Raw genomic sequence first — 10,734 nt, forward strand, 5'->3', positions numbered from 1 at the left:
CCAAGGGCTTCGGCTTCATCGCCGCCTACCCGGCGGGCTCGTCCGCGCCGAGCACGTCGAACGTGAACTTCACCACGGGCCAGACGGTAGCCAACATGTCGATCGTGCCGATCGGCACCGGCGGCGACATCGAGCTCTACAACGGCGGAACCGGCTCCGTGGACCTGGTCGCCGACGAGGCGGGCTACTTCACCCCGGCGCAGGCCGACGGGTTCAAGTCGCTCACCCCGGTCCGGCTGCTCGACACCCGCACCACGACCGGCGGGCACAACGCGCCGCTGACCGAGTCCGATCCCGTTCGGCTCAAGGTCGTTGGCATCGGCGGGGTGCCCGCGGACGTCAAGGCAGTAGCGGTGAACCTGACCGTCGCCTCGCCGACGGCGGCCGGCTACATCCGGGCGTATCCCGACGGCGGCAGCATGCCGGCCGTGTCCAATGTCAACTTCAACGCGAACCAGGTCATCGCCAACGCGGCGATCGTGCCGGTCGGCTCGGACGGCTACATCGACATCAAGCTGACCGGCTCTGGCTCGCTGCGGATGATCGTTGACGTGGATGGTTACTTCAGCGCCAACGCTTCCGAGGCGATCTCCGCCTACGAGCCGTACACCCCGTACCGCTACCTGGACTCCCGGACGATCAAGAACGGCACGCTTCAGGCCGCTTACTACTACCGCCTGCTGCTCGGCTCGGACTTCTGGGGCAATGTCCTGCCGACGATTACGGGCGTCGTCACCAACACGACGGTGACCCAGACGACCACGGGGGGCGACCTGATCGTGTTCCCGGACAAGCACGACTCATCCGGCAACCTGGTCATCCCCACGACCTCGACACTCAACTTCGCCAAGGGCGCGACCGTGCCGAACCTGGCAATCACCGCGCCAGGTTCCGACGGCGCGGTGGACTTCCTGAACCAGAGCGCGGGAAGCCTGCAGCTGATCGTCGACGTGTACGGGTACTTCCAGAGCGCGTAACGCGCTCAGCCCCGCATCGAGGGCCGTCGCCGTCCACCGGCGGCAGCGGGCATACGGACCCCGGACCTGTATCAAGGTCTGGGGTTCTTTGCTGCCTGGAGGCCGATTGACCTGGGGCTGAGGTGGGAGCCGACGAGGGGACTCGAACCCCTAACCCCCTGTTTACAAGACAGGTGCGCTGCCAATTGCGCCACGCCGGCGGATTCAGTTGGGGATGCGGTTGTGCGGGCCGGGCCGGGGCGGGTTGCGCGGCGGCTTGGCCGCTGCCATGGTACCGGGAGCGGCGGGGTGCGGACAGTCGATAAGGCGGGCGCGCCTCTTGGCAAAGTGATCGTAAGACTATACGGTCGCTAGAGGTCCGCTTCGCCTCCTTCTTCGGGGGCGGTGGGCCCTGACCTTCCAACTCGGATCGTCCGGCACGTTCCTGCCGGTTGAAAGGGTGTACCTCACCATGGCTGGTGTTATCTACGAAGACGCTTCCTGCGTCTACCCGGGGGCCGATCGGCCCGCCGTCGACAAGCTGAACCTCGACATCCAGGACGGCGAGTTCCTGGTGCTCGTGGGCCCCTCGGGCTGCGGCAAGTCCACCTCGCTGCGCATGCTGGCGGGCCTCGAGGAGGTGACCTCCGGCGAGATCCGCATCGGCGACCGGGAGGTCACGAACCTCCCGCCGAAGGACCGCGACATCGCGATGGTCTTCCAGAACTACGCGCTCTACCCGCACATGACCGTCGCGGACAACATGGGCTTCGCGCTGAAGATCGCGGGCAACCCGAAGGCGGAGATCCGCGCGAAGGTCGAGGAGGCGGCGAAGCTCCTCGAGCTCACCGAGTACCTCGGCCGCAAGCCGAAGGCGCTGTCCGGCGGTCAGCGCCAGCGTGTCGCGATGGGTCGCGCGATCGTGCGTGAGCCCAAGGTCTTCCTGATGGACGAGCCGCTGTCGAACCTGGACGCGAAGCTGCGTGTCCAGACGCGTACCCAGATCGCCTCGCTGCAGCGCCGCCTCGGCATCACGACCGTCTACGTCACGCACGACCAGGTCGAGGCCATGACGATGGGCGACCGGGTCGCGGTGCTCAAGGACGGCCTGCTGCAGCAGTGCGACACCCCGCGCGCGATGTACGAGAGGCCGTCGAACATGTTCGTCGCGGGCTTCATCGGCTCGCCGGCGATGAACCTGATCGAGGCTCCGATCGTGGACGGCGGCGTGGACTTCGACGGCGCCCTCGTGGCGATCGACCGCGAGATCCTCTCCCGCGCCGAGGGCTCCACGGTGACCGTGGGCGTCCGGCCCGAGTCCTTCGACCAGCAGGCCGACGGCGCGCAGGGCGGCATCAAGGTGCAGGTGAACGTCGTCGAGGAGCTCGGCGCCGACGCCTTCGCCTACGGCACCGCCAAGGCCAACGGCAAGGACGTGGATGTGATCGTCCGGGTCGACGCGCGCAACACCCCGGCCAAGGGCGAGGACCTGTTCGTCGTGCCGAAGGCGGGCGAGACGCACGTCTTCGCGACCGAGAGCGGTATCCGAATCTCGTAGTGGATGAAGGGAACCCCCTTCAGCGGACGAAGGGAACCCCCTTCAGCGGACGAAGAGAACCCCCTTCCGGCGTCGGCCGGGAGGGGGTTTCGTCGTTTTCCGGTGAGCAGTTGCCTCCGGTGAGCAGCTGCCCCCGGTGAACAACTGCCTTCGGGGAACGACCGCCTTCGAACAGCTACAGCCGACCGGCCCGGTTCCGGCGCTGGGCCACCTCGTAGAGGGCGATCGCGGCGGCCACGCCCGCGTTGAGCGACTCGGTCGCGGCGGCGATCGGGATACGGACCGTCAGATCGCACGTCTGCTCGACCAGCCGGGACAGGCCCTTGTCCTCCGCGCCCACGACCAGCACCATCGGGTCGGCGCCCGCCTGCAGGTCCGCCAGGTCCATCGTGCCGCTCGCGGCGAGGCCGACCACGAGCAGGCCCTGCTTCTGGTACGCCTCGAGCGCCCTGGTCAGGTTCCCGGCCTGGGCCACCGGGATGCGCGCCGCGGCGCCCGCGGAGGTCTTCCACGCTCCGGCCGTCATGCCCGCGCTGCGCCGCTCCGGCACCACGACGCCGTGCGCGCCGAACGCGGCGGCCGAGCGGATCACGGCGCCGAGGTTGCGCGGGTCGGTGACGCCGTCGAGGGCGACGATCAGCGGGGCCTCGGCCGCGTCCTGCGCGCGCTCGACGAGGTCGTCCGGGTGCGCGTAGGAGTACTGCGGGATCTGCAGCGCGATGCCCTGGTGGATCGCGCCGTCGGTGAGCCGGTCCACCTCCTGCCGGGAGACCTCGAGGATCGGCAGCGCCCGCTGGGTGGCCAGGGTCAGCGACTCGCGCACCCGCTCGTCGATGTCGATCTGCGTGGCCACGTAGAGGGTGGTCGCCGGGATCTGCGCGCGCAGCGCCTCGACCACCGAGTTCCGGCCCGCGATCAGCTCGCTGATCTGCCGGTTCGCCTTGTACGGCACCTTGGGACGGGTGCCCCGGCCGCCCGTTGTGCCCTGCGTCCGCCTGGCCGTCGACGCGGCGCGCCTCGCCGCCGGGTGCTTGACCCGGTCCTCCGCCTTGGGCGTCGGGCCCCTGCCCTCGAGGCCCTGCTTGCGCTGACCGCCTGAGCCCTTCTGCGCGCCCTTGCGGTTCGATCCCGACTTGTTGCCGCGCCCGCCGAGGCCGCCGCCCTTACCGCCTGCCATGATGCGGGCCTTTCGATAGTGATTCGTACTGCGAGAAAAAGCAGAATTGAGCGGGCGTCAGCCCAGCGTCCAGCGTGGGCCGGCGGGGGTGTCCTCGATCTGGATCCCGGCCGCGCCCAGTTGCGCGCGGATCGCGTCGGCGGCGGCGAAGTCCTTGCGGGCCCGGGCCGCCTGCCGCTGCTCCAGCGCGACGGCGACCAGCTTGCCCACGGTCTCCCGCAGGTCGGCCGCCGCGCCGCCGGAGGTCTCGTCGGCCCACGGCTCGCTGAACGGGTCGAGCCCGAGCACGCCGAGCATCGCCCGGGTCTCGGCCAGCCGCTGCCCGGCGGACTCCTTGTCGCCCGCCGCCAGCGCGACGTTCCCGGCGCGCACCGTGTTGTGCAGCACGGCCATCGCCTGCGGCACGCTCAGGTCGTCGTCCATGGCCTCGGCGAACTCGGCCGGGACCTCCTGCGCCGGCTCGATCGGCCCGGTCAGCTCCAGCGCGCGGGTGATGAACTGCTCGATCCGCGCGTACGCGGTTCCCGCCTCGTCGATCGCCTCTTCCGAGTACTCGATCATCGAGCGGTAGTGCGGCGAGACGAGGTAGTAGCGCAGCACGACCGGACGGTGCCGCCGCGCCACCTGCTCGACCAGCATCGAGTTGCCCAGCGACTTGGACATCTTCTCGCCCGCCGTGGTCACCCACGCGTTGTGCATCCAGTACCGCGCGAACTCGTCCCCGGCCGACTTGGACTGGGCGATCTCGTTCTCGTGGTGCGGGAAGATCAGGTCCAGGCCGCCGCCGTGGATGTCGAAGGCCTCGCCGAGGTACTTGTGCGTCATCGCCGAGCACTCCAGGTGCCAGCCAGGACGCCCCGGACCCCACGGGCTCTCCCAGTACGGCTCGCCCGGCTTGGCGCCCTTCCACAGCGTGAAGTCGCGCGGGTCCCGCTTGGCGTTCTTCGGGTCGGCGTCGTCCGCGCTCTGCATGTCGTCGAGCTTCTGGTTGGACAGCGCGCCGTACTCCGGGAAGGACCGCACCTCGAAGTAGACGTCGCCGTTCGCGGGGTACGCGTGCCCGCGCTCGATCAGCTCGGCGGTCATCGCGATCATCTCGGGGATGTGGCCGGTCGCGCGCGGCTCGACGGTCGGCGGCAGGCAGCCGAGCAGCGTGTAGGCGGCGGTCGCCTCGCGCTCGTACCTGCTGGCCACCCGCCAGTACTCGACGTCCCGCTCCGCGGCCTTGCGCAGGATCTTGTCGTCGATGTCGGTGACGTTGCGGCAGTAGGTGACCTCGAACCCGCGGTACTCGAGCCAGCGCGTCAGCACGTCGAAGACCAGGCCGAAACGGATGTGCCCGACGTGGGGCGCGCCCTGGACCGTCAGCCCGCAGCCGTAGATCGAGGCCTTGCCCGGAACCAACGGGACAAAGTCGCGCACGCTGCGTGTGGCGGTGTCATAAAGGCGGAGAGTCACAGTCCAAGGTTACCGGGAGATCGCGACTGGAAGCGCCCGGAATTGGTTTCGCCGGCGATAACTCAGGGGAGGGAGTACTGATTCTCCGCAGTGCGCACGGCGAGGCCGTCGTCCAGCAGGCTGCGCAGCGCCCGGCCGCGCTGCTCCTCGTCGGCCCACGCGGCGAACAGCGCGCCCACCTCGACCGGCGCCTGCGCGGCACGGAGCACCGCGAGGAGAGCGCCTCGGCACTGCCGGTCCGTGCCCGCGTAGCTCTGGCCCTTGCGCGCGGGACCGGTGTGCTCGGGGCTGCCCGCCTTCCGCCATGCGCACAGCTCGGCGACCGGGCACGCGTCGCACCGCGGGCTTCTGGCCGTGCAGATCAGCGCGCCGAGTTCCATCGAGGCGGCGGCCCACGCGGCGGCCTGTGCGGGCTGCTCCGGCAGCAGGCTCTCGGCCAACGACCGCTCCGCCGCGCTGACCGACGTCGCAGGGTACTGCTCCCCGGAGTACGCGCGGGCCAGCACCCGGCGAACGTTCGTATCGAGCACCGCGTGCCGACGGCCGTACGCGAACGACGCGACGGCCGCCGCGGTGTAATCGCCGACGCCCGGCAGAGCCCTTAGTTCCTCGTATTCGGCCGGCACCACGCCGCCGTGCCGCTCGGTGATCGCCGCCGCCGCCGCGTGCAGCCGCAGCGCACGTCGCGGGTACCCGAGCCGCCCCCACGCGCGCACGGCCTCGCCGCTCGATTCCGCGGCCAGGTCACCCGGCTTCGGCCAGCGCCGCATCCAGGACTGATACACGGGCAGGACCCGGTTGACCGGCGTCTGCTGCAGCATGAACTCGCTCACCAGGACGCCCCAGGCCCCTGCCTCGGGCCGCCGCCACGGCAGGTCGCGCCTGTGCTCCGCGTACCACCCCGCGGTGAGTTCGATAACGGACATGAGAATATCCTCCCATCATCGAAAACACACACAGAACATCCGGCGCAGTCTGTCCCTCATGCCTTAAGGTGACGTCCCGTGGGATCCTTCCGTAGCCCGGTAGGTCCGCTGCCATCTTCGGTCTACTGGCGGCGGCGCATCGTCTTGCTCGGAATCCCGCTCTTCGTGATCGCGCTGGTGGCCTACGCGTGCACCGGCACCTCGGGCGCGCCGCGGAACACGGCCTCGGCGGGCGGCGGGAACTCGGCGGGTTCCAGTCCGACCGGGATCATCACGCCGGGGTCCAGCCAGACCGCGTCCGGTCCGCCCGGGAACGCGTACCCGGGCGGACCCTCGAACTCCGGGAGCGCGGGGACCGGGTCGACCGGCAGCGGCACCGGAGGCAGCAGCAGCGGTTCGGCCTCGGCCGGGTCGACGGCCGGGACGGGTGCGAGTCATCAGGCCGCGTCCGGCGCGGCGGCGGGGTGCGCGCTGGGCCTGACGATCGCGCTGGACCGCACCGCGTCCTCCGGGACCGTGCAGTATCCGGCGGGGACCTACCCGACCTTCAAGATCACCGCGGCCGACTCGGGCTCGGCGAACTGCACCGTCGACGTGTCCGGCAAGGGCCTCGTGGTCAGCGTGATGCCGCTCGGCACGACGAAGCCGATCTGGACCTCCACGGTGTGCTCCGGCGCGAGCGACCTGCGCGTGCTCGGGCCGGGCGACACGCAGACCTATCCGGTGGCCTGGAAGCGCTGGGAGACGCAGGGCACCAGCTGTCCGGTCTCCAAGCTGCCGACGGTGCCGCAGGGGACGTACACGGTGAACGCCGAGGCCAACGGGGTCACGACGAGCGCGGTCGAGTTCATCCTGGGCTGAGTGGGCCGAGCGAGCCGGCGGGCCGGCGCGACCGCGGATGACCTCGCGTCAGACGTAGCGCTCCAGGATCGAGGACTCGGCCAGCCGGGACAGGCCCTCGCGCACGGTCCGGGCGCGGGTCTCGCCGACGCCCTCCACCGCCTGCAGGTCCGCGACCGAGGCGGCCAGCAGCTTCTGCAGCCCGCCGAAGTGGTCCACCAGGCGGTCGATCACCGTGCCGGGCAGCCGCGGCACCTTGGCCAGCAGCCGGTAGCCGCGCGGCGAGGCGGCGCCGTCCAGGGCCTCGGCGCTGCCGGGGAAGCCGAGCGCGCGGGCGACGGCCCCGAGTTCGAGCAGTTCGCCGCGGTCCAGGCCGTCGAGGTCGGCCAGCGTCTCCTGCACGGTCTTCGCCCGGCGGCCGGTGCGCTCGATCAGATAGTCCCTGGCCACCAGCTCGCGGTCGGTGTCCACGCCCGCGACCAGCTCGTCCAGCTGCAGCTCCAGCAGCCGGCCGTCCACGCCCAGCTGCACGACGTAGTCCTCGATCTCCTGGGCGATCCGGCGCACCATCTCAAGGCGCTGCGCCACCTGGGCCACGTCGCGGACCGTCACCAGGTCCTCGATCTCCAGCGCGGAGAGCGTGCCGGACACCTCGTCGAGCCGCAGCTTGTACCGCTCCAGGGTGGCGAGGGCCTGGTTGGCCTTGGACAGGATCGCGCTGGAGTCCTCGAGCACGGTGCGCACGCCCTGGTGGTAGAGCGCGATCAGCTGCATCGACTGGCTGACCGAGACCACCGGGAAGTCGGTCTGCCTGCTGACCCGTTCGGCGGTGCGGTGCCGGGTCCCGGTCTCCACGGTCGGGATCAACGGGTCCGGGACCAACTGCACGCCCGCGCGCACGATCCGGGTGCCGTCCTTGGTGAGCACCACGGCGCCGTCCATCTTGGACAGCTCGCGCACCCGGGTGGCGGAGAACTCGACGTCGAGCACGAAGCCGCCGGTGCAGATCGACTCGACGGTCTTGTCGAAGCCCACCACGATCAGCGCGCCGGTGCGTCCGCGCAGGATGCGCTCGAGGCCCTCGCGCAGCGGAGTGCCAGGAGCCAGGGTGGCGAGCGTCGTGCGCTGCAGATCCTGGTCCGTGGGGTCGGTGCCTGCCATGCGGGATGCTCCGTTGCTTCCGGACGATTCGTGGGCATCGAGTGGCGCCGATGCCGCCGGGCTGGGACGGGTGATCACTGTCCCGAATTGCTGCACTTGTGATTCTAGCGGCTGATCATCGTATGGAGGGCGGCGAGCGCGTCCGCGATGTCGGAGACCTCGACGACGCGCATCCCGGGCGGCGGCTTGACGGTCTCGCCGCCCGGTGCGGGCCGCGGCACGAGCGCGGTCCGGAAGCCCAGCCGGGCCGCCTCGGACAGCCGGCGGCCAAGACCGGCGACCGGCCGCACCTCGCCGGCGAGGCCGAGTTCGCCGAAGGCCGCGACCGTCGGCGGCAGCGGCGCGTCGATCGCGGCGGTCGTCATCGCCAGCGCCACGGCCAGATCCGCGGCCGGGTCCACCAGACGCACCCCGCCGACGGTGGCCGCGAACACGTCGTTCTTGGCCAGCGGCACCCGGCCGCGCCGCTCCAGCACGGCCATCACCATGGACACCCGGGAGCCGTCGAGCCCTGACGTGGCCCGGCGCGGCTGCGGCAGCGGCGAGGGCGCGACCAGCGCCTGCACCTCGCAGACCAGCGGCCGCCGGCCCTCCAGGGTGACGGTGACGCAGGTGCCGGGGACGGCCTCGGAACGCTGGGACAAGAAGAGACCTGACGGGTCGGGCAGGCCCTTGATGCCCGACTCGCGCATCTCGAAGCAGCCGATCTCGTCGGTCGGGCCGTAGCGGTTCTTCACCGCGCGCACGATGCGCAGCGTCGAGTGCCGCTCGCCCTCGAACTGCAGCACCACGTCCACCAGGTGCTCGAGCACTCGCGGGCCCGCGATGTTGCCGTCCTTGGTGACGTGGCCGACCAGGATGGTCGCGAGGTCCTTCTCCTTGGCGACGCGGATCAGCGCCGCGCACACCTCGCGCACCTGGGTGATGCCGCCGGGCACGCCGTCCACCTCGGCGGACGCGATCGTCTGCACCGAGTCCAGGATCAGCAGGCCGGGCTCGACCGCCTCGATCTGCCCGAGCACGGCGGACAGGTCGGTCTCCGCGGCGAGGTAGAGCTCGTCGTGCAGCGCGCCGATCCGGTCCGCGCGCGACCTGACCTGCGCCGTCGACTCCTCGCCGGTGACCACGAGGGCGGGCCGCGCGCCCCCGGCGTACGCGGCGGCGACCTCCAGCAGCAGCGTCGACTTGCCGACGCCCGGCTCGCCGGCGAGCAGCACCACCGCGCCGGGCACGAGGCCGCCGCCGAGCACCCGGTCGAGCTCGTCCACACCTGTTGGGCGCGCCTTGGCCGTCGTGGCGTCGACCTGCCCGATAGGCTTCGCCGGCGCGGAGACCGGGCCCGCCTTGACGGTGCGCGGTTTCGGCACGCCGAGCTCCTCCAGGGTGCCCCAGGCCTGGCACTCCGGGCAGCGGCCCAGCCACTTCGCGGCGGCCGCTCCGCATTCGGCGCAGCGGTAGCCGGGGCGAGCGGTCTTCGTGGAGTTCGCCATGGGTGAGACGGTAGCGGCCCGCGCCGACAGCGCGGCGGACGCCGGGGGTGAGACAGCCGGTGAACTTTCGGGTATATCCGGATGTTTCCGGCGAGGCGAGATAACTTTTGCGCCCGCGCAGTGGATTTCGAATCAAGTCATGGCTTAGCGTCCTCCCGTGAGCGACCGGGATTTGGTGGCCGCCCTCAGGGCGGGGGACCGGCTGGCGGCCGGACAGATCTATGACGTCTACGGCACCAGGCTGTATGCGTACTGTCACGAGCTGTTGGCCGACCCGAAGCTGTCCGCCGACGCCCTGCGTGACGCCTTCATCGTGGCCGTCAACCGGATCCGCGAACTGGCGGAGCCGGACGAGTTCGGCGCCTGGATGTACGCGTTGGCGCGCGCCGAGTGCGTCCGCATCGGCATCAGCGACGACGCCCCCGCCGACGCGGCCGGCGCGGCCCGCGGCGACCGACTCGCCAGGCTCGCCCTCGACGTGTACTCGATGCTGGAGCCGGACGCGCGCGAACTGCTCGACCTGGCGTTCCGGCACCGTCTGGTGGACGGCGACCTCGCGCTCGTGCTCGGCAAGGACGAGTCCGCCATCGCGGTCGAGGTGACCCGGGCCCAGTCCGACCTGGAGACCGCGCTGCTGGTCGTGCTCGCGGCACGCACGGGCGACCCGCGCTGCGAGGATGCGATCGAGTTCGGGCGCACGTTCGACGAGATCGACGGCAAGGGCATACCGGCCTGGCTGCTGGCCGCGCGCAAGCACGTCGAGAGGTGCCAGATATGCGGCGACGCGATACGCAACCGCCGCCCGCTGCGCCTGTTCGAGGAGCTGCCGCACGCGTTCATGCCCCCGGGCGTGCGCTCCCGAGTGCTCGAGGCGCTGCGCGACCCGGCGGGAGCCGCGTTCGCGGAGCAGGTCGTCGAGCGCTCGGGGAAGTTCGACGACGCGGGCTTCCCGATTTCGGGCGGCGGCCGCGGCGCCTCGCAGGTGAAGAAGTGGATTCTGCCGTCGGCCGGCCTGGTTGCGGCCCTGGCCTGCGGCGTGGCGCTGGTGATGTTCATAACGAACGATCACCCCTCGGCCTCCGCGGACGTGACGACGACGGCATCGGTGACGAGCGGCAGCCCGACCGCCACGTCGGCCAGCTTCAACGAGCTCACGGGCACGGCCAGC

Annotated in this window: 8 protein-coding genes, 1 tRNA gene and 1 pseudogene; 4 read left to right on the top strand and 6 right to left on the bottom strand. The window is 71.0% G+C overall.

The window, feature by feature from the left end; translation table 11 throughout:
* A pseudogene (locus VG296_RS27280) lies at positions 1-977 on the top strand (hypothetical protein); the annotation flags it as partial.
* Positions 978-1,104: 127 nt separating this feature from the next.
* Here the strand turns inward: VG296_RS27280 and VG296_RS27285 are convergent.
* Positions 1,105-1,177 (bottom strand) — tRNA-Thr (locus VG296_RS27285).
* Positions 1,178-1,428: 251 nt separating this feature from the next.
* Here VG296_RS27285 and VG296_RS27290 point away from each other — a divergent pair.
* Positions 1,429-2,514 carry a sn-glycerol-3-phosphate ABC transporter ATP-binding protein UgpC gene (locus VG296_RS27290; RefSeq protein WP_325570644.1) on the top strand — a complete coding sequence of 362 codons (1,086 nt, stop codon included), beginning with the start codon at positions 1,429-1,431 and terminating at the stop codon, positions 2,512-2,514.
* A 175-nt stretch (positions 2,515-2,689) separates the two neighbouring features.
* Here VG296_RS27290 and rlmB read toward each other — a convergent pair whose 3' ends face one another.
* The 3 genes from rlmB to VG296_RS27305 all read right to left on the bottom strand — a co-directional run bounded on the left by rlmB (position 2,690) and on the right by VG296_RS27305 (position 6,075).
* Positions 2,690-3,691, bottom strand: coding sequence for a 23S rRNA (guanosine(2251)-2'-O)-methyltransferase RlmB (gene rlmB, locus VG296_RS27295; protein ID WP_325570646.1), 1,002 nt, complete (start codon positions 3,689-3,691; stop codon positions 2,690-2,692).
* 57 nt (positions 3,692-3,748) lie between these two features.
* Positions 3,749-5,149 carry a cysteine--tRNA ligase gene (cysS, locus tag VG296_RS27300; RefSeq protein WP_325570649.1) on the bottom strand — a complete coding sequence of 467 codons (1,401 nt, stop codon included), beginning with the start codon at positions 5,147-5,149 and terminating at the stop codon, positions 3,749-3,751.
* A 62-nt stretch (positions 5,150-5,211) separates the two neighbouring features.
* Positions 5,212-6,075: an A/G-specific adenine glycosylase gene (locus VG296_RS27305; protein WP_325570651.1), complete on the bottom strand. Its 864-nt coding sequence runs from the start codon at positions 6,073-6,075 to the stop codon at positions 5,212-5,214.
* 78 nt (positions 6,076-6,153) lie between these two features.
* On the opposite strand from VG296_RS27305, the gene VG296_RS27310 reads away from it, so the two are divergent.
* Positions 6,154-6,936 (top strand): hypothetical protein, encoded by a 783-nt coding sequence (locus VG296_RS27310; RefSeq protein ID WP_325570653.1) that lies wholly within the window; start codon positions 6,154-6,156, stop codon positions 6,934-6,936.
* A 48-nt stretch (positions 6,937-6,984) separates the two neighbouring features.
* Here VG296_RS27310 and disA read toward each other — a convergent pair whose 3' ends face one another.
* A complete protein-coding gene (gene disA / locus VG296_RS27315) occupies positions 6,985-8,076 on the bottom strand; it encodes a DNA integrity scanning diadenylate cyclase DisA (RefSeq protein ID WP_325570655.1) in 1,092 nt (363 codons plus the stop codon).
* A 104-nt stretch (positions 8,077-8,180) separates the two neighbouring features.
* Positions 8,181-9,566: a DNA repair protein RadA gene (gene radA / locus VG296_RS27320; protein ID WP_325570657.1), complete on the bottom strand. Its 1,386-nt coding sequence runs from the start codon at positions 9,564-9,566 to the stop codon at positions 8,181-8,183.
* 157 nt (positions 9,567-9,723) lie between these two features.
* Here radA and VG296_RS27325 point away from each other — a divergent pair.
* Positions 9,724-10,734 (top strand): hypothetical protein (locus VG296_RS27325; RefSeq protein WP_325570659.1); only part of this gene is annotated, 1,011 nt, incomplete at its 3' end.

The organism is Actinospica sp. (assembly GCF_035552695.1).
Classification (GTDB): Bacteria; Actinomycetota; Actinomycetes; order Streptomycetales; family Catenulisporaceae; genus Actinospica.

Excerpts from the sequence above, each read along its gene's own strand:
- VG296_RS27290 (WP_325570644.1), top strand. The coding sequence starts at position 1,429 with ATGGCTGGTGTTATCTACGAAGACGCTTCCTGCGTCTACCCGGGGGCC.
- rlmB (WP_325570646.1), bottom strand. The coding sequence starts at position 3,691 with ATGGCAGGCGGTAAGGGCGGCGGCCTCGGCGGGCGCGGCAACAAGTCG.
- VG296_RS27305 (WP_325570651.1), bottom strand. The coding sequence starts at position 6,075 with ATGTCCGTTATCGAACTCACCGCGGGGTGGTACGCGGAGCACAGGCGC.
- disA (WP_325570655.1), bottom strand. The coding sequence starts at position 8,076 with ATGGCAGGCACCGACCCCACGGACCAGGATCTGCAGCGCACGACGCTC.
- radA (WP_325570657.1), bottom strand. The coding sequence starts at position 9,566 with ATGGCGAACTCCACGAAGACCGCTCGCCCCGGCTACCGCTGCGCCGAA.